Genomic DNA, 18,804 nt, shown 5'->3' on the forward strand with positions numbered 1-18,804 from the left:
CACGGCACCATCGTCGATCGAGCCGCCGTGCAGGCCGGCCGACCGAACGCCGATTGTCAAACGCCAACTCCTCACGCAGCCACTTCGATCATCTCGTCGTCCGGGGCGGTGGCGGCTTCCGTCGCTTCCGTCGCCAGCAGGTTGAACACGACGAGGATCGCGTCGCGGTTGTCGGCGTGGATTTCGATGCCGAGCACTTCGCGCAGCCACTGGCCGATCTTCGTGTTGGAAAACTGGCTGGCGTCGTCCGTCTTCTTCATCGTGACGCCGAGCTTCACAGCGCGATAGTGATAGGAGGGCACACGATGCTGCGCGGCCACCGCGGACAGACCGCCTTTCGCTTCCGAGCACCAGCCGAGGCTGCCCGCCAGCACGATGCGCTCCGGCGCGTCGAGCGACGCGATGAACTCGCGCGCCGCTTCGCGCACGCGGCGCTCGCTCAGGCCGTATTGCATCAGCACGCTTTCGACGGGATCTTCGAGCGCCTGCGCGCGCAGATCGATTTCCTGCATCATGCCTTCGTGCTCCATCGACACGTTGCGCTGATGGCTCGCGCTGCGCAGGCAGTCGATCAGGTAACGACGGAAGTAAGCGCAGATCGCGTAGCTGTTGGACGGCGCGCTTTCGGGCGCTGCCTTCGATTCGACGTGGCCGGGCGCGAGGCGCAGCACCTTCGTATAGATGAACTGGTGCACGAGCTCTTCCTTGTCTTCGCCGAGCGCGTGCAATTCGAGCGGATGATAGGTGCGCAGCGCGCGCTTCACGAGGTCGTACATCGACATCATTTCGTTATCGGTCAGCTGCGTGCGGCGGCGCCAAAGGTCGGGAAGTACGGCATCGTCGAGAGTGCGTGCGAAAACCTGGCTCGGAACTGCGCCCATGAAGGCCTCCATCGGAAGTGGCAAGGTGCGCGGTAGGGGCGAGTGGTCCCGCCGATGGAGCCTCGACAAACAGGCATAAAACAGGTCGTGAAGCTGAACCTTCAGAGGCTGTTGGCCGCGCTTGATTGTTGAATCGTTGAGACCAGTATGCTTTTTGCACGCGGCTCCGCCTATATGGATTAAGTCATAGCTGAAGGGTAAACCGCCGGCAAGACGGGTAAACTGTCTTAAGACTGCCGTACCGGTGCCGGTGTAAGACGAGCGTCGCCCGGGTTTTATTCCAGACTCGAAGCAAGCGGCGGCGCCTGAATGAAAAGCGGAACGACCATCGAACAGCGGGCCGGCATGGCCGGACTCGAAAGCAACCATGCGTGAGGAGAACCGCACGATGCGGGCCGATCCAATCCAGCGCGCGATCGACGAAGATCTCGTGCGCGTGCTGTACGCGCAAGACCCGATTGCCTTCTTCACGCACTGGTTTTCGATCGCGGTGCTGGTGGCGATCTACTGGAATAACATCCCGCATCCGCATCTTTTTGCCGCGTGCTTCATCTTCTACGGCTTTGCCAACTGCGCGAGCCTCGCGCTGTGGATGTGCAACCGCCGTTGGCCCGATGCGGCCTCGCCGCGCACGTGGATCAACCTGCACGCCGCGCGCGGCGCGCTGCTCTATAGCGCGCCGGGGCTCGCGATCTGGTTCGCGTTCCAGAGCCCGCACACGGATCTGCCCATCCTGCACACGGTGATGCTCGTCACGCTGGCGGCGGGCGTGTTCATGTCGAACGGCTTCGACGTGATCAACTTCGTGACGGCGATTCCGTTCCTGCTGCTGCCCGCGATCGTGCTGCACTTCGGCACGCACACGTTCGACCGCACGATTCTCGCGATCGTCCTCGCATTCTTCTTCTGCGCAATCAACGTCTACGCGCTCAGCTACCGCAAGCTGTTCCAGCGGGTCGTGCAGGCGCGCGTCGATCAGCAGGCGCTCGCCGAATCGCTCGCCGCGCAAAAGCTCGTCGCCGAAGAGGCGAGTCTCGCGAAGACGCGCTTCTTCGCGGCCGCGAGCCACGATCTGCGCCAGCCGCTGCACGCGATCGGGCTGCTCGCGGCATCGCTGAACGATCCGGCGGCGACATCCGTCCAGCATGCCAAGACGGCCAGCAACATCGCCAACAACGTCGAGGCGTTGAACCAGCTGTTCAACCAGGTGCTCGATCTCGCGCGGCTCGAAAGCGGCGTCACGCAGGTGATCAAGCTGCATTTCCGGCTCTCGGAACTGTTCGACCGTGTCGGCAGCCAGTACTGGCCGCAGGCGGCCGCGAAGGGCCTCGCGCTGCGCATCGCGCCGACGGACGCCGTCATCCACGACGATCCCGTGCTGCTCGAGCGCATCCTGAGCAACCTGCTGTCGAACGCGGTGCGCTACACGGAGGGCGGCGCGATCTGGATGGGCTACCGGCGCGCGGGACGGCTCGACGGCGGCTATATCGAAGTGCGCGATTCGGGCATCGGCATTCCGAAGGCCGAGCAGGGGCGCATCTTCGAGGAGTTTTATCAGGTCGCCAATCCGCATCGCGATGCGCGGCAAGGGCACGGCCTCGGCCTGCCGACCGTCAAGCGGCTCGTCGAAATGCTCGGCGGGAAGCTGCAGTTGCGCTCGGCGCCGGGGCGCGGCTCGGTGTTCCGCTTCCCGGTGCGGGCGGGCGATCCGGCGCGGATCGTCGCCGGTCTCAACGACTCGGGCGCGAGCAGCGCGGCGGCGCTCGGTCGCCACGTGCTGTGCATCGACGACGAGCCGGCGATTCTCGAAGGCATCCAGAACCTGCTCGGGCGCTGGGGCTGCGTGGTGCGCGGCGTGCCCGACGAGCGTCAGGCGCTTCGCGCCATCGACGAAGGCTTCATGCCCGACGCGGTGCTCTGCGATTACCAGCTGGCGAACCACCGGACGGGCGCGCAGGCGCTCGGCGCCGTGCGCGACGCGCTGCGGCGGCGCGGCCGCGAGCGCGTCGTGACGCTGCTGATCACGGGCGATATGGCGTCGGTGGAACTGGAGGCGCTCGCGTTGCAGGGGATTCCCGTGCTGCACAAGCCCGTGACGCCGGCGCGCCTGCGCCGCACGCTGGAGCTGTTATGGCAGCAGCCGGGCGCCGACACGGGCGCCGATGCCGATGGCGCCACGAGCGTGGAAGGCGCGGCGCCGCAGCCGGTGACGTCGCGTAGTTGAGACCGCGGCGCTCCGGCTGGCTGGCGGTCGTGTTTCGCGCTCGCTTTTTCCCTGCCGTTTGATTCCTCTGGCGCCGCGTTCGCCGCGTCGGCATGCCGACGTCCGTTCTGTTCTTCCTCGCTTTTTCCGCGCGACTCATTTGCTGCCAGAGCGCCGCGTTGCGCTTCCGCACCCGCTCGCCGGCCTTCTTTGAGAAGTGTCTGATCGACCGGCCCCAGGCCTGGCTGCTGAAATACGCCGATTCGCGATAGCGGCGGCCGTCGAGCCACCGGCGTCGCGTGGCGATCGGCAGGCATCGCGCCGATTCGCGATAGCGGCGGCCGTCGAGCCACCGGCGTCGCGTGGCGATCGGCAGGCATCGCGCCGACCGCTTCATCCGCTGTCCGCAGCGAATTCTCCCGCCAACCGTCCGCGCCCAGCCCACCGCGCTGGCGCGGCTATCGAATCAACGAGGTATCGAAGTGAATGGACATCCTTCCGACCGGCTCGTCGCCGGCGTCCTGCTTGGCGCGGTCGTGACGAGCGCTATCGTCATCGGCATGCTGTATTTCGGCATTCCGTCCGGCCGTCACGCACATATGGCGATGCGGCTCGGCCTGCCCGTCGCGCTATCGTGCGCGCTGCTTTTTCCGGTGCCGCTTTTGCACCGTACGGTCCTGCGCGAGCGCCGCAACCTGTTCGTACTCGACGAAGACCTCAACGCGCTGCTGATCGGCCGCGCGATCGGCGTGATCGGCGGCGTCGCGCTCGGCGTCACGCTCGCGACCGAACTGCTGTAACGGGCAACGCGCCTTCGCGGCTCCAGGCGGGGCCGCGTCCTTCCGAAATGCGGCATCCGATGGGGCATCCGATGTCGCCGTCCTCTGCAATTCCCACGCTGAATCTCAACGCCGACGCGGCTCCCGCTAAAGCGTTTTTCCCGCTTCGAGCCAGCCGTTGATCACGGCAATCGCGGTCGCGCGATTGTGCACGCCGAGCGCGCGAAAAATCACAGAGAGATGAACCTTGATCGTCCCCTCGGCGACGCCGAGATCGCGCGCGATCATCTTGTTGGTCCAGCCGCGATGCACGAGGCGCATGATTTCCTGCTGACGCGGCGACAGGTTTTCCAGCAGATGCTGCTGATGCGGCTGCAGCGCTTCGACGCGGACGACGGGCTCGGCTTCGGGCGGCGCGGACGCCTTTGCTTGCGCGGTGGCCGTCGCGGCGCTTGCCGTCGACGCCGGCTCCATCGTTGCCGTCGCGGCTTCGCGGTTGCCGAGCAGGCTCAGTGCTTCCATCGGCACGTAGGCGCCGCCGGAAAGCACCAGTTCGATCGCCTTGAGCATCACGCTCGCGGGCTGGCGTTTCGGCACGAAGCCGAGCGCGCCCGCCGCGAGCACGGCGCGCATCTCGTCGGGCGACTCCTCCGCGGACAACACGACGACGGGCAGCGCGGGGTTGGCCGTCAGCAGGCTTTGCAGCGAGGAGGCGCCCGTCATGCCGGGCATATGCAGATCGACGATCGCGAGATCGTGGTCGGCGTCGGGCTTGGCGATGGCGGCCAGCGTTTCCCACGTGTCGGCTTCGTCGAATACGGCGTCGGGATCGAGTCCGCGCAACAGACCTTTGACGCCCTGGCGGATCAGTTCATGATCGTCGGCTACGAGAAACTTCATCATGTCTCCGCTTTCGGCCCTGCCGATGTTGTGCCTGCGTTGTCGGTCGGGACGGGAGCGGAGGGCGCGCTCCCCGAAGTGCGCCATCCGTCCGCAAGGCCGCGCCGCGCGCGTGCGCGAAACCGCCCGCTGCGTGACGCAACCCGCTGCATTCCCTGCGGCCGCGTCAGCGACGGGCCGTCCATGCAGCAACAGCTTTTTTGCTTGCTACGCCGCGATCATATGCCTGATCGTCGGCGTGGTCATGCTCGCCGCAGATCGCCTGCGCGGGCCTCGCGGCCCATGCGCGTGCGTCCGCCTGTCATTGTTTGCGCGGGCCGTCCGGAACGCAACGGCGTCGGCGCGCATCGGTCTGGTCTCGCTCGCGCTGCCGCTGCGGCCGTGCCGGAGAGTCCGGTCCGGTCGACGCGGTTGGCGCGTGTGGTTTTCCTTGGCTTGTACGGCACTGCATCGGTGGCCGGACGTACGTCCATGTCGCGGCCTGCTACGTAGACGAGCCGGGCGGAAGGATTTTGAAGGCGAAGCGGCGGCTCGGTCGGGTGGAGCCGGCGGCAGCGAGCTATGCGCGGCAGTGGCGTTCGGGTGTTCTCTGGCGCTGGAAGCGAGCCTCCGTACATGAGGCACGTGCTTGGGAGGCGGGCGCGACATGCGCGAACTGCCGCGCATGCCTCGGCTCCTTTGTGCCAGCCGTTCAGGTGATCGCGAAGAGCGTCGCGTTCATCAGTGCCTTGAACGCGTAGCCGGCGATCATCGCGCTGCCCACGCCGCCGCACCACAGCGCGATGAACCAGAGCCAGCCCGGCAGGCGCGAGCGCGGGCGGGCGGGCTCAGTGGTAGTGGGCGTCGCCATGGCGCACCTTGCCGCGGAAAACCCAGTAACCCAAAGTCGTGTACGCGATGATGATCGGAATGATGACGGCCGCGCCGACGAGCGTGAACACCTGGCTCGAACGCGGGGCGGCCGCTTCCCAGAGCGTGACGCTCGACGGAATCGCGTACGGCCACAGGCTCACCAGCAGGCCGGCATAGCCGAGCAGCACGAGGCCGAGCGCCAGCAGGAACGGCGTGTTGTGATGCCGGCCGCGCACCGCGCGGCGCATGAAGTACACGCAGATGGCGACGAGCAACGGCACGGGCGCGAGGCGCCAGAAGAGGCCGCCGTCGAACCAGCGTTGCGCAATCGTCGGCTCCTGCAGCGGCGTCCACAGGCTCACGACGACGATGAAGCCGAGCAGCACGATCGTCAGCGGCCACACGACGCGATGCAGCCGCCGTTGCAGATCGCCTTCCGTCTTCGCGACGAGCCAGCAGCAGCCGAGCAGCGCATAGGTGACGACGAGGCCGAGGCCTGTCAGCAGCGAGAACGGCGTGAGCCAGCCGAACGCATCGCCGGCGAAGCTGCCGTCGACGACGGGAATGCCTTGCAGGAACGCGCCCAGTGCGATGCCCTGGAAGAACGCCGCGCCCGCCGAGCCGCCGATGAACGCCAGGTCCCACAGATGCTTCGTGCGGTTCGCCTTCGCGCGGATCTCGAACGACACGCCGCGAAAGATCAGGCACGCGAGCATGCCGACGAGGGGCAGATAGAGCGCGGACAGCACCGTCGAATAGACGACGGGAAACACTGCGAAGAGGCCCGCGCCGCCGAGCACGAGCCACGTCTCGTTGCCGTCCCAAACAGGCGCGACGGTGTTCATCATCAGGTCGCGTTCCTTTTCGTCGGGGAAGAACGGAAACACGATGCCGATGCCCAGATCGAAGCCGTCCAGCACGACATACATGAAGAGGCCCAGTGCGATGATCGCGGCCCAGACTACGGTCACATCCATTTTTTCTCTCGCTGATATCGAAGGGGGTTCAGGCGTCGATCATCTGGTCGACGGGCTTTGCATGGGACGGGAGAGCGGGCGGCGCGCGGTGCGTTCCGGCAGACCGGACGAAGGGGCGGGCACACCGTCCGGCGTGTGGCCCGGCAGCGCGGGGCCCGTGCGCATCAGCTTGAACATGTAGTAGATGCCCGTGCCGAACACGAGGAAGTAGATGACGACGAACGCCATCAGCGAAATGCCGACCTGTTGCGCGGAGAGCGGCGACACCGCTTCGACGGTGCGCTTCACGCCGTACACGACCCACGGCTGGCGGCCCACTTCCGTCGTGACCCAGCCCGCGAGCAGCGACATGAAGCCCGTCGGGCCCATCGCGATCGCGATGCGATGGAACCACTTCGCGTCATACAGCTTGCCGCGCCGGCGCAGCACCCATGCCGCCGCCGCGAAGCCGATCATCGCGACGCCGAGACCGGCCATCACGCGGAAGCTCCAGAACACGATCGTCGAGTCAGGGCGATCTTCTTTCGGGAAGCTCTTCAGTCCGCGGATTTCGCCGTCCCAGCTATGCGTGAGGATCAGGCTGCCGAGATGCGGAATCGACACGGCGTATTTCGTCGTCTCGGCCTGCATGTCGGGGATGCCGAACAGGTTCAACGCGGTGCCGCCTTTCTCGGTGTCCCACAGGCCTTCGATCGCCGCGATCTTCGCGGGCTGATATTCGCGCGTGTTCAGTCCGTGCGCGTCGCCGACGAACGCCTGGATGGGCGCGAGAACGAGCAGCATCCACAGCGCCATCGAGAACATCTTCTTCACCGCGTTGTCGCGCCGGCCCTTCAGCAGATGCCACGCGCCGACGGCCGCGACGACGAGCGCCGTCACGATGAACGCGGCCATCGCCATGTGCGCGAGACGGTACGGGAACGACGGATTGAAGATGATCTTGAACCAGTCGACGGGCACGACGCGGTTGTCGACGATATCGAAGCCTTGCGGCGTCTGCATCCAGCTATTCGACGCGAGAATCCAGAACGTCGAGATCAGCGTGCCGATCGCGACCATCAGCGTCGCGCCGAAGTGCGCGCGCGGGCTCACGCGCTGCCAGCCGAACAGCATGATGCCGAGGAAGCCCGCTTCGAGGAAGAACGCGGTCATTACTTCGTACATCAGCAGCGGGCCCGTCACGGGACCGGCGAACGCGGAGAAGCCCGACCAGTTGGTGCCGAACTCGTAGCTCATGACGACGCCTGACACGACGCCCATGCCGAAGGCCACGGCGAAGATCTTCGACCAGAACAGACAAAGATCCTTGTAGTAGGCCTTGCCCGTTTGCAGCCAGCGCCATTCGAGAACGGCGATGAAGCTCGCGAGACCGATGCTGAGCGCAGGAAAGACGATGTGAAACGAGACCGTGAACGCGAACTGCATGCGCGCGAGGTCGAAGGCTGAGATTGCGGTGTTCATGTGTCCGAATCCGAAAGAAAGACACGGCGCGCGTCGGCGGATGCCGGGCGCACTGCGTCGTGCAGGTGAGGCAAGCGTAGGGGATTGCGGACGGGTTTGCTGCGGTGCGGGCTGCGTCGATATGGCGCGGAACTGCGCTTCCGCGCGATCGATCTGGCGAGATAAATCCTTGATCGCGATCAGATTTTTGCTGCGTCGCTCGGCTCGCCTGTTGCGCGCGCTCAAGGGGGAAGTGCGTCAATCAACCGCGTCGCAGCATCGTGTGCGTGACGGTCGCGCGACGGTTCGCATGGCGGTTCATGGCGGCGTCGAAAACAGAAAGGCCGCAAGCGCGGAAGTGCACTTGCGGCCCGTTGTCGCGGAAGAGGCCTTGGGGTTTTGTGCGAGCCGTCTGGCGGTTTTTTCGTCAGGCCGGATCGGACCACAGACGGCCGCCCGTCGCCCAGTTCTCCCGTTTGACATCGATGAGAACGATGTCGACGGAACCCGGCTCGACGTTCAGCGAATCGCACGTCGCCTTCGTGATAGCCTCGACGAACTGGCGCTTCTGCTCGACCGTGCGGCCTTCGAAAAGCTCGATATGAAAAGTAGGCATGTCTCGTGTTCCTTGAAGTGGGTTGAAACGAAGAGTGTCGAAGTCAGTTCCTGAACGACGGATCGAGTCGATCGAGCTTGCGCAGCAGCGCGGGCCATTCGATTGCGCCTTCGATTGCGCCGCCGTCATAGAGTTGTTCGGCCGTGCGTTCGGCGACGGCTTCCGATGGCAGCACGAGCGGCCCGCCGCCCGCCTGCGCCTGCAACTGGATCTCGCACGCCTTGATCAGCGTCGCCATTAGCACATAGGCTTCCGCGACGGTGCGGCCCGCCGTCAGCGTGCCGTGATTGCGCAACAGCATCGCGGGCTTGTCGCCGAGATCGGCGACAAGCCGTTCGCCTTCTGCGGGCGTGAACGCGAGGCCCTCGTAGTCGTGATACGCGAGATAGCCATGAAAACGCAGCGCGTGCTGCGAGCCGGGCAACAGGCCGTCCTTTTGCAGCGACACGGCAATGCCCGCCGTGTTGTGCAGATGCATGACGCAGAATGCGTCGGCGCGCACCGCGTGCACGGCGGCGTGCAACGCGAAGCCCGTCGCGTTCACGGGATGCTCGCTTTCGCCGACGATATTGCCGTCGATATCGATCTTCACCAGATTCGACGCGCAGACTTCATCGAACGACAGGCCAAAGGGATTGATCAGGAAATGGCCGGGCTCGTCGGGCACGCTCGCGGAGATGTGCGTATAGACGAGATCGTCCCAGCCGTTGAGCGCCGCGAGCCGGTAGGCGGCCGCGAGATCGACGCGGGTGCGCCGTTCTGCTTCCGACATCGGCGTTGACTGCGCGACGCGGCCTGCAGGCGTGTGTGCAAATGACATGATGTCTCCCGTCTCATTCAACAGGGTTGCTTGTGACTCGCCGCTTCAGCGTTCCGGCAAAGCGGCGCGGGTCGTGTTTTCTGGGTGCCCGATGTTCGCGCTGCGCGAGGTCGCGACGTCGAACGGGCTTGTGTTGCGCGAAATGTGCGTGTCGCGAGTATCGCGCATGAAACGGCTCACCGTCCACGTTGCCACGACAAAGGGCGCGGTCAGTGCCGGTACACCAGGAAACGCAGCAGCCTGTTGCAGCAATACCGACACGCACACGCCAACGAGCGCGGCCAATGCGCCGCAATCGGCCAATGCAAGCGCGGTGAGCGCGCCGTTGAAGCCCGACAGGCCCGCGCCGAGAGCGGCTGCATCCGTGCCGATGAACCAGTGCGCCGCCGTCGCGAGCGCCGCGCCCGCCAGCGCGAATGCGGCGCATCGCATCGACGACATCGCGATGCCCGCGAGAATCAGCAGACCGGCCCACGCGGTCGACCCAAACGATGTCTGCGCGATGCCCGCAAGCAATGCGCGCGCAAACGGCATCCACGCTACGGTGTCGCTTGCGCTCGCACCGACGCCGACGCCGACGCCGACATGCGCAAACGCCCCATGCGCGAGCGGCAGCCACGCCCACGTGACGAGCAGGCAAGGGCTCGAATAGTATCCGAGGCCGCGCGAGCGCAGCAGCCGCGCCCACGGGCCGAGGAGCCACGCGGCGGCCGTTGCCGCGAGTATCGCGATGGCGATCGCCGTGGCGTCATCGGCGACGAACGTGAAAGCGGCAAGCGCGGCCAGCGCGCCGTTGAAACCGTGCAGCCCGTCGCGCGTCTCGCTCGGATCGTAGCCGCGCAGCACCGCGCCGACGTTCGCGGCGATCGCGCCTGTCAACGCAGCGCACGCGAGGCGTGGATCGCACACGAGCCATGCGGCGAGCACGCATGCGCCCGTCGACGCATCGCGTTGCAGGACGATCTGGCCGAAGCTGCGCAGCAGCGTGCGCAGCGCGGTGAGCGGCTCTTCATGGGGCGCGGCGTGCATGGCGATATCGATTGGAGCGGGCGTGACAATGCCGTATGAGGCGGAACTCAAGCGGCCAGCGAGATTCGAAGCAGACGTATCGCGAGCGTAGCGAGGCGGACGGGGTACGGCATGCGTGCGCGTTGATAACGGCTATTTGCGGCGCGTGTCTTCCAGGCGCATGACGCCGGTCCATTTCGCGGCCAATGCGGCGCGAACGGAACACGCGGCGTTCATCGCGGCGCGTTCGCGCTACGATGTCACCGATAACGATCGTACGAAGGAGACGGATTCATGCGTGAAGTGCGATGGACCCCGGAAGAGGGCGATGGCGTCGAGCATCTCGCGTTCGACGCGCGCGCCGACGGCTTCTATGCCGAAAGCGTGCTGATCGGCGAGCGCAACGGCCATCCGTATGGCCTCTTTTACCGCGTCAAATGCGATCTGCAGTGGCGCACCGTGCATGCGTGGCTGAAAGTAATCGGCGGCCCGGAACTCGATCTGCACGGCGACGGCGAAGGCAACTGGCACGATGGTCACGGCCTGGTGCTTGCGTCGCTGGCGGGCTGCATCGATATCGACATCGCCGCGACGCCTTATACGAACACGCTGCCCATTCGCCGTCTGCAACTCGCGAAGGGCGCGCGCGAGACGATTGCCGTCGCGTTTATCTCAACGCCCGATCTGCAGGTTTCGCGCGCCGAGCAGGCATACACCTGCGCCGAGCCGGGCATCGAGTATCGCTATGAAGGCATCGATACGGGCTTCGCGGCCGAGTTGAAGGTCGACGAAGACGGACTCGTGATCGACTATCCGATGATGTTCACGCGCACGTTGCCGTTCGCCTGAAGCTGCGCTTCGCGTTCGGCGACGAAGCCGTCGATCCGCGTGAGTGTGCGATTTACTTCGTAGTGTCGGCGTCCGCTGGCAGTACATCGCTGCCATGTCCGAGCGCGCGCTGCATCATCGTCGAATCGAGCCAGCGTCCGTGCTTGAATCCGACCGCCTTCAACGTGCCGACGAGTTCGAATCCCGCGTCCCGATGCAGCGACAACGAGCCGCCGCGTCCGCCGTCGGCGATGACGGCGATCATCTGACGCCACGGTCCTTGCTCGCATCGCTCGATCAGCGCGGCGATCAGCGAGCGTCCGACGCCGCGTCCCCGGCAGCCATCGTCGACGTAGATCGAGTCTTCGATCGTGTAGCGATAGGCGATGCGCGGCCGGTACAGCGTCGCATACGCATAGCCGGCGACCTTGCCGTCAAGCACCGCGACGATATACGGCAGACCGTGAGAGAGCACGGCAGCGTGGCGCTTTTGCATTTCGTCGACGGACGGCGGCGCTTCTTCGAACGACGCGACGCCCGTCAGCACGTGATGCGCATAGATAGACTGGATGAAGGGAAAGTCGGCGTCCGTCGCGTCGCGGACGACGGGCGCGGCGGCCGGAGAGGTCTCGCTCATTGTGTCGGATGATGGTGTCGTAGCTGGAAACCTCTCACTATGCCTGCGGCGCGTGCGGAAATGAAGCGCTTCAAAAATCTGCGTCGACGGACGGCGAGGTGAGCCGATCCAGGATGGTGAGGAAAACCAGGAGGCGCGGCTTTCCCGCCACCGACACGCGCCGGGGACGAAAATACAGATCGCTCACGAAGGCACGCGCGATGCGAAGAGGTGCTCTATCACCAGACGCCGCTTCTGCTGTTTCCGGCCGCGCAGCCGTCGATTAACATGCAGGCTCCTTCGTCAACCTCATCCATTGGTCAGCGTCGCCGATACGGGCTTTGCCATGAACCTGCTGTTGCGTCTCTTCCTTACCCTGCTGCTGAGTCCGCAGCGTAGCCGTCTGCATGTGCTCGACACTTGCGTGACGCCGTTTCGCGTGTGGCCGAACGATCTCGACGTGCTGCGCCATATGACCAACGGCCGCTACTTCACGATTCTCGATCTGGCGCGCGTCGATCTGATGGTGCGCTCGGGCATGTGGCCGCAACTGAGGAAGCAAGGTTGGTATCCCGTCGTCACGCTGGAGACGATACGCTTTCACCGATCGCTGGAGCTATGGGATCGCTATGACGTGGCGACGCGCGTGATCGGCTGGGACGACAAGCACACGTTCATCGAACAGGCTTTTATCCGCGACGGCGCGCAGGTCGCGTTGGGCGTGGTGCGCGCGCGGTTTCTCAAGCGCAGCGGAGGCACCGTGCCGACGAACGATCTGCTGCAACTCGCGGGCGTCACGCAGGCTTCGCCCGTGCTGCCCGAATGGGTCGTGCAATGGAGCGCGGCCGAAGGCGGCATGGCGATTCCGCCAGCTGCGCGTCAGGCGTCGGCGCAGGCGTGACCTGAGTGAAGGACAGTTAAGCGCTACGTCGCTCACATGTTCTCATGTGCAACGAAAACGCCATGGCGTCCAGCAAGCCGTGGCGTTACGCGTCGATGAAGAAGCGCCCCGGTTCGAACGCATCACTTCCCGCACAACAGCAGCAAGCGCTCCTGATCCGAGCAAGGACGCTTGTTGACTTTAGGCGGCGCGGGCTGCTGTTGCGCGGAGGCCGTCGTCGGCGTGCCAGCCGCGCGGTGCGCGATGCACGCGCGCAAGTGCCGTTCGATGGGCGGGTAGTATTGCCAGCCCTTCGTGAGCGGCGGCAGTTCGAGCTTCACCTGCTTCCACTTCGGATGTCCTTTCTCCTGAAGCACATCGAAGTTGTTGCACAGCGAATCGGCGAAGCGGTTCAGATTGCTGACCGTATCGCGCAAGCCGTAGTCGTACGTGACGAGAAACGCCTTGACGGTCAGCGTCGGTACGTCTTCTTTAAGCCAGTTCGGGTAGCTGCCCTGGCGGATCGTCGCGGGGAAATACGTTTCCTTCGCGCGCGCCGTTTCGGGCGCGTTCGCGTCGAGTCGCAGGAAGCGGATCTGCGACAGAAGATCGGGGTTCATATCGGTGAAGAGCTTCGCCGGCTGTCCCGCCACGATCACGGCCACGTCGATCTTCTTCACGACGAGCGCGGCAATCGCGTCCTCGTTGCTCAGGCTCTGCACGTTCTGCTCGGGAATCGGTTGATTGAACATCAGCCGGTAAAGCGTCGTTGCCGATTGCGCGGTGCCGCTGCCGATCGGGCCGATGCTGATCACCTTGTCCTTGATCTCGTTTATCGTCTTCATCGGCGAGTCGTTGCGCACGACAAAATAGATCTCTTCGTTATAGAGCGGCATGATGAGGCGCAACGGGCGGATCGTCGTGCCGGCATCCGCGTTGCCGGAGTTCGCCATGTCGATATAGGCCTGATACACGTCGGATTGCACGAGCGCGAGCTTGACGCCCGGCTCGAAGCGCATGCGCTGCACGTTTTCCGCGGAGCCTTTCGACGGCATCACTTCGAGGTCGATGCCCGCGGGCTGAGCGACGTATTTCGCGAGGTCGGCGCCGATCTGGATGTACGTGCCGCGCTCCTGTCCCGTGACGATCTTGTAGTGCGCGGCGACGCCGGCTGCCGCCGCTGCCCCCGTCGCCCCAGCAGCGATGGCGACGGACGCGACCAATAAGCTCACCAGCGCCGTCAATCCCGTCAGTATTGTTCTGAGCATGGTCTACCTACCTTGTGGTGTGTTGAAACGCATGCGCCTAACGGATAGCACGCATGCTCCGTTACTTCAGGCTTGCAATACGTGTGTGCTGCGTCTTCTCGATTGCGTGACGTGCTCTGCTATTTGTTCACTTGTTCGCCGATGGCGAGTGCTTCCAGCCCGAATCGATGATTGCGCGCATCTCGGCGTCGACGCCGCTGGCTGCGCTCGCCGCGTTGCTGTTCGTCACGTTCGTCGCCGCGTTCGTCGCCGTCGGATTCGCGGTGACGCTCGTTGCCGTCACGGCGCTTTTCGTTGCGATGGCGGGCGGCAGTGGCGGCAGCGCCGGCGTGCCGTTGGTATTCGTATTCACATTGGCATTGGCGTCGGCGTTGTTGACTTTCGTGGCGGCGGTCGCGGGCGCGGCCGCGCTGGCAAGCGGCTTCCAGCCCGTCGAAAGAATCACGCGTTCGAGCAATGACTGCGCGTCCGCGCTGCTGACGTCGATCGCGAGCGCGTGCGCTGCATGCTCGCGCACGCAGCTCCACAGCTTGTCCTTCGCGCAGTTGCTCGCCACGTTGAGCGCGGCGTCGCGCCTCTTCTCGCGGTCGCCGATTTCGCCCTGGATCTGCGCTGCGTCTGCGTTGTTCGGCTCGATCGACATCGCATCCGCAAGCGCCGACTTCGCTTCCGCGAGGTTGTTGTGCGCGAGTCCCGCGTTTGCGGCGCGCAGCGCTTCGGAGAGGTCACGGTAATGCTGGACGACGGGTGGCCTCGGCGGCGCGACGCGTGTCGGCATGATGTCGGCGACGGGCGCGTTCACAGTCGTTGCCGTCGGCGCGGTGCGCGCCATTTGCGCTACCGGCTGCGCTGCCGGTTGCACCACGGATTGCGGCGTCGCTCGCGGCGCAGGTGGCGGCGTATAAGGCGAAATCGATCCGCCCGCCGTGCTCGCGCTGTTGGTCGTTTCGTCGCCGCTCGTGTCCTGCCGGCGGTTGTCGCCGAGCAGCAGCCAGGCCGCGTAGCAGAACGCCGCGACGAAGAGCAGCATCACGACGCCTTTCGTGACCATCCACCGGCCGGCCGCCTGCCATGCCGCGTGCGGCACGGCGAGGGGCGCAATCGGCATGTCGGGTGATGCGAGCGCAGGCAGTCCCGAAGGATCGGGAGCAATCGCGGGCAAATGCGGCGCCTGCGTATCGACGGCTCTCAACTGGGTTCCGGCGCGCTTGCGCTGCGCTCTGTCGAGAGGATGATCCGCACCGCAGTACGGGCAGAATTCGGCATGCTGATACAGCACGCCGCCGCAACGTGTGCATGGCGTGGGGAAGCCCTGGGCAGATGTCGATTCGGCAGACATGCTTGAACCCCAACCAGTTGTAGGCGATGCCATTTCGGCATGCTCAGGATCGAAGTTGAAGCAAACGAGCGAGTTGGCGGAACTCGATCCACATGCGCTGGGTAGCAGCCGGCCCAGTTCTTTCATCATGGGGCCGCTGTGTGTGAGCAAATATGGTTTCTTTCTCGCGGCGCGTCAATCGCCGTTGCTACCTATCGCACACATCCGTCGCGTCGGCCCTTGAATTAAAGGGGTAAACGATCATGCATCAGGGTTTATGCATAGGCCGAATTGCAACGTCGCCCGTTACGTTTTGATCATAGGAAACGCATCGATCAAATAAAAGGCCGGCGCGCAATGCACACCGGCCGTTATGCACAAGCATGTCATAGAGACGTTGCACGCCTTTATCCAGTCATCGGACGCCTTTCGCGCGTCTTGTCGTTCTTGTGTTTGCTAGCGTCTGATGCGCTTTTCAATGCTTGCGCAGCGGATGATCTCTAAGCAGCCACGCAAGCGCGAACGCGAGCACGACCACGCAGGCAGCGACGAGATACACCGTGTGCAGCGCGCTCGCGAATGCCTGCAAGTAATCGTCGCGCAAGACGGCGGGCAAGTTGTGAATCGCAGCGGGGCCGAGCGCGTGCGGCAGTTCGGTATCCGGTGGAATCAGCGCTTGCAGGCGAGCCGCGAGCCCATTCGAGAAGATCGCGCCGAATGCCGCGACGCCGACCGAGCCGCCGATCGAACGGAACAATGTCGCGCCCGACGTCGCCGTGCCGAGATGCCTGAACGGCACCGCGTTCTGCACGGCGAGAATGAGCACCTGCATCACCATGCCGAGACCGCAGCCGAGCACGCCCATATACGCATACATCACATGAACGGGCGTCGAGAGCTTTAGCGTGGTGAGCAACACCATCGCGACGCCGACGAGGAACGTGCCCATGATCGGGAACATCCGGTATTTGCCGATCTTGCTGATGATGCGCCCCGTGACGATCGACATCACCAGCACGCCGCCCATCATCGGCATCATCTGCATGCCGGCTTCGGAAGGCGTCGAGTACTTCACGACCTGCAGATACATCGGCAGAAACGTCACCGAGCCGAACAGCGACACGCCGACGATAAAGCCGATCGCGCTTGCCAGCAGAAACGTGCGGTCGCGAAAGAGCTCGAGCGGCATGATCGGTTCGACGGCGAGGCGTTCTTCATAGATGAACCCGCCGACGCAGATGAACGCGAGCACGAGCGTGAACCACAGTTGCGGGGAGGTCCACGGGAGCACCGTGCCGCCCTGGCTCGTGAACAGGATCACGCAGGTGAGGGCGCCCGCGAGGAAGGCCGCGCCCATGTAGTCGATCGTGTGCTTCACGTGCGCGACACGCGGCTTGAACACGGCGCCGATCACGAGCAGCGCGGCGATGCCGAGCGGCACGTTGATGTAGAAGATCCAGCGCCACGACAGATGGTCGACGAGAAAGCCGCCCATCATCGGGCCGATCACGGTCGCAAGACCGAATACGCCACCGAACACGCCTTGATAGCGGCCGCGCTCGGCAGGCGGGATCACGTCGCCGATCGCGGCCATCGTGATGACGAGCAGTCCGCCGCCGCCGAGTCCCTGAAGCGCGCGCAGCAGGATCAGCTCGGTCATGTTCTGCGCGAGCCCGCACAGCGCCGAGCCGATCAGGAACAGCACGATCGCCGTCTGCAAGACGATCTTGCGGCCGAACAGGTCGCCGAACTTGCCGTAAAGCGGCACGACGATCGTCGACGTCAAAAGATAGGCGGTGACGACCCACGACAGGCTGTCCAGCCCGCCGAGATCGCCGACGATGGTCGGCAGCGCGGTCGACACGATCGTCTGGTCGAGCGCCGCGAGCAGCATCACCAGCAGCAGCGCCGGAAACAGCACGCGCAGCGACGGGCGTCCGGTCGTGCCGGGCGCGGCGTCGTGGGCAAGGGTCTGGGTTTCCATCTCGGCTTCCAATGCTTTCAAGTTGCCTTGAAATTAATTAACACGCAGATTAATATATGCGACATCAGATCATTCGTCAATCTCACTGTCATGGCACGGAAATCGGTATCGGGTCTGGATCAGGCGGGGCATGCGGACGACGTAAGCGCGGGCACGTCGGCGCCCGCCGTGGCGGGGCGCCGTCCCGGCCGCCCGTCGGGCAGCGGACGCGGTCCTGAGCAGCGCGCCCGTCTGCTGGACGCGGCGCTTGCGCTGTTCGCGCGGCAGGGCATCGTCGATACGACGCTCGGCCAGGTCGCGCGCGAGGCGGGTTTCACGCCCGCGATGATGCATTACTACTTCAAGACCCGCGATCAACTGCTCGACGTGCTGATCGACGAGCGTTTCCTGCCGCTGCGCACGCGGCTCGCCGGTTCGTTCGAAGCGAATCCCGACGATCCCATCGCGGCGATCACGTCGCTCGCGCAGCGGCTCGTCGATGTCGCGGGCGACTATCCGTGGTTTCCGTCGCTGTGGATTCGCGAAGTGATCAGCGAGGGCGGCCTGCTCAAGCAGCGCATGCACGAGCGTTTCGGCGATGCGAACCAGCGGCGCGGCATCGCGTATATCGAGCGGTGGCAGAAGGAAGGGCGGCTGAATCCGGATCTGGAGCCGTCGCTCGTGTTTCTGTCGGTGATCGGGCTGGCGATCCTGCCGCTCGCCACGTCGGCGATGTGGCGCCACGATCCTGTGCGCAGAAAGCTGACGGCGGACGACATCGCGCGTCATGCCGTCGCGTTGCTCATGCACGGCGTGGGGTCGAAGCCGCGCGCGTGAGTCGCGCGTCGGTCGTGCATCGCTTGCCGGCGAAGCGCTTTCTTCAGACGTGCAAGGCGCTTCGCCGTCGCCTGGCACCATTTGCCGGCGGCACGCAATGTGCTTGATCCATCCGTGTGTTTCGCAGTTCGACGTCCGCCATGCTGTCTTGCACCGGCGCGGCAATCAGCCATCTTCCGCGCACGCATCGACAGGTTGACGACGAAGACAACGAGGAACAGGAAGAAGATCGCAATGCATCGCAGTGCCTTGCCTTCGACCGTTTCGGCCGGCTGGCCCGCTTTTCATCCTGCGCGCGCTTCACAAGCTTCTTCTCGTTATCTGCATGCCTTCGGATGGTCACGCGAGCGCCTTGCGCGGCCGTCAAGATGGCGCGGTGCCCGCCAGCACGCGGCTCGGTTGTCGCGCCTGTCCTGGCGCTTTTTTGAATACGGCGGGACATGCTCGCAAGCGTACAGTCGCGTGCAACTCGATGCGGACAATCGAGTCCGAAGAGGGGATGTGCGCGGCGGCGGACGCGCGCCGTGCACACAGTGACGACTACGCGAGGCGGGAGCGGTTGGCGGACGGACAGCGCGTCCGTCGTCCGTTGGTAAGAGCGACCCTACGAGAGTAGAA

Annotated in this window: 18 protein-coding genes; 6 read left to right on the forward strand and 12 right to left on the reverse strand. The window is 64.8% G+C overall.

Annotated elements, in window-relative coordinates; all coding sequences use genetic code 11:
* Positions 1-71: 71 nt before the first annotated feature.
* A complete protein-coding gene (locus GCT13_RS26410) occupies positions 72-881 on the reverse strand; it encodes a hypothetical protein (protein ID WP_152763168.1) in 810 nt (269 codons plus the stop codon).
* A 388-nt stretch (positions 882-1,269) separates the two neighbouring features.
* Between GCT13_RS26410 and GCT13_RS26415 the strand changes: the two genes are divergently transcribed.
* Together GCT13_RS26415 and GCT13_RS26420 are read left to right on the forward strand one after the other, a co-directional pair.
* Positions 1,270-3,105 (forward strand): ATP-binding response regulator, encoded by a 1,836-nt coding sequence (locus tag GCT13_RS26415; RefSeq protein ID WP_227747021.1) that lies wholly within the window; start codon positions 1,270-1,272, stop codon positions 3,103-3,105.
* Positions 3,106-3,566: 461 nt separating this feature from the next.
* Positions 3,567-3,884 (forward strand): hypothetical protein, encoded by a 318-nt coding sequence (locus GCT13_RS26420; protein WP_321574635.1) that lies wholly within the window; start codon positions 3,567-3,569, stop codon positions 3,882-3,884.
* Positions 3,885-4,010: 126 nt separating this feature from the next.
* Here the strand turns inward: GCT13_RS26420 and GCT13_RS26425 are convergent, their stop codons facing one another.
* The 7 genes from GCT13_RS26425 to GCT13_RS26450 all read right to left on the reverse strand — a co-directional run bounded on the left by GCT13_RS26425 (position 4,011) and on the right by GCT13_RS26450 (position 10,497).
* Positions 4,011-4,763, reverse strand: coding sequence for a response regulator transcription factor (locus tag GCT13_RS26425; RefSeq protein ID WP_152763281.1), 753 nt, complete (start codon positions 4,761-4,763; stop codon positions 4,011-4,013).
* A 691-nt stretch (positions 4,764-5,454) separates the two neighbouring features.
* Entirely contained in the window at positions 5,455-5,613 is a 159-nt protein-coding gene (locus tag GCT13_RS48550; protein WP_193727767.1) for a hypothetical protein, read from the reverse strand.
* Complete coding sequence (cydB, locus tag GCT13_RS26430) at positions 5,591-6,592, reverse strand: cytochrome d ubiquinol oxidase subunit II (RefSeq protein ID WP_152763170.1); 1,002 nt, start codon at positions 6,590-6,592, stop codon at positions 5,591-5,593. Before cydB ends, GCT13_RS48550 begins: the two co-directional genes overlap by 23 nt.
* A gap of 39 nt (positions 6,593-6,631) precedes the next feature.
* The gene (locus GCT13_RS26435) at positions 6,632-8,053 is read right to left on the reverse strand and encodes a cytochrome ubiquinol oxidase subunit I (RefSeq protein WP_152763172.1); all 1,422 of its coding nucleotides are present in this window, start codon (positions 8,051-8,053) and stop codon (positions 6,632-6,634) included.
* Positions 8,054-8,459: 406 nt separating this feature from the next.
* The gene (locus GCT13_RS50610) at positions 8,460-8,777 is read right to left on the reverse strand and encodes a 4-oxalocrotonate tautomerase (RefSeq protein WP_152763174.1); all 318 of its coding nucleotides are present in this window, start codon (positions 8,775-8,777) and stop codon (positions 8,460-8,462) included.
* The gene (locus tag GCT13_RS26445; RefSeq protein ID WP_152763176.1) at positions 8,692-9,468 is read right to left on the reverse strand and encodes a class II aldolase/adducin family protein; all 777 of its coding nucleotides are present in this window, start codon (positions 9,466-9,468) and stop codon (positions 8,692-8,694) included. The genes GCT13_RS50610 and GCT13_RS26445 overlap by 86 nt, the downstream gene beginning before the upstream one ends.
* A 45-nt stretch (positions 9,469-9,513) precedes the next feature.
* Entirely contained in the window at positions 9,514-10,497 is a 984-nt protein-coding gene (locus GCT13_RS26450; protein WP_152763178.1) for an urea transporter, read from the reverse strand.
* A 273-nt stretch (positions 10,498-10,770) separates the two neighbouring features.
* Between GCT13_RS26450 and GCT13_RS26455 the strand changes: the two genes are divergently transcribed.
* Positions 10,771-11,325: a putative glycolipid-binding domain-containing protein gene (locus GCT13_RS26455; RefSeq protein WP_152763180.1), complete on the forward strand. Its 555-nt coding sequence runs from the start codon at positions 10,771-10,773 to the stop codon at positions 11,323-11,325.
* Between the two features lie 52 nt (positions 11,326-11,377).
* On the opposite strand, the gene GCT13_RS26460 is transcribed toward GCT13_RS26455, so the two are convergent.
* Positions 11,378-11,941 (reverse strand): GNAT family N-acetyltransferase, encoded by a 564-nt coding sequence (locus GCT13_RS26460; RefSeq protein ID WP_152763182.1) that lies wholly within the window; start codon positions 11,939-11,941, stop codon positions 11,378-11,380.
* Positions 11,942-12,266: 325 nt separating this feature from the next.
* Between GCT13_RS26460 and GCT13_RS26465 the strand changes: the two genes are divergently transcribed.
* A complete protein-coding gene (locus GCT13_RS26465) occupies positions 12,267-12,821 on the forward strand; it encodes a thioesterase family protein (RefSeq protein WP_152763184.1) in 555 nt (184 codons plus the stop codon).
* Positions 12,822-12,943: 122 nt separating this feature from the next.
* Here the strand turns inward: GCT13_RS26465 and GCT13_RS26470 are convergent, their stop codons facing one another.
* The 3 genes from GCT13_RS26470 to GCT13_RS26480 all read right to left on the reverse strand — a co-directional run bounded on the left by GCT13_RS26470 (position 12,944) and on the right by GCT13_RS26480 (position 17,370).
* On the reverse strand, positions 12,944-14,068 hold the full coding sequence (locus GCT13_RS26470; RefSeq protein WP_152763186.1) for a TAXI family TRAP transporter solute-binding subunit: 1,125 nt from the start codon (positions 14,066-14,068) through the stop codon (positions 12,944-12,946).
* A gap of 127 nt (positions 14,069-14,195) precedes the next feature.
* Positions 14,196-15,407, reverse strand: a complete 1,212-nt coding sequence (locus tag GCT13_RS26475; protein WP_152763188.1) for a zinc ribbon domain-containing protein — start codon at positions 15,405-15,407, stop codon at positions 14,196-14,198.
* 454 nt (positions 15,408-15,861) lie between these two features.
* Positions 15,862-17,370: an MDR family MFS transporter gene (locus GCT13_RS26480; RefSeq protein WP_152763190.1), complete on the reverse strand. Its 1,509-nt coding sequence runs from the start codon at positions 17,368-17,370 to the stop codon at positions 15,862-15,864.
* 90 nt (positions 17,371-17,460) lie between these two features.
* Here GCT13_RS26480 and GCT13_RS26485 point away from each other — a divergent pair, with 90 nt between their 5' ends.
* A complete protein-coding gene (locus GCT13_RS26485; RefSeq protein ID WP_152763192.1) occupies positions 17,461-18,186 on the forward strand; it encodes a TetR/AcrR family transcriptional regulator in 726 nt (241 codons plus the stop codon).
* A gap of 116 nt (positions 18,187-18,302) precedes the next feature.
* Positions 18,303-18,614 carry a hypothetical protein gene (locus tag GCT13_RS26490; RefSeq protein WP_152763194.1) on the forward strand — a complete coding sequence of 104 codons (312 nt, stop codon included), beginning with the start codon at positions 18,303-18,305 and terminating at the stop codon, positions 18,612-18,614.
* The last annotated feature ends 190 nt before the right edge of the window (positions 18,615-18,804 follow it).

This window comes from Paraburkholderia franconis, from assembly GCF_009362735.1.
Lineage (GTDB): Bacteria > Pseudomonadota > Gammaproteobacteria > Burkholderiales > Burkholderiaceae > Paraburkholderia > Paraburkholderia franconis.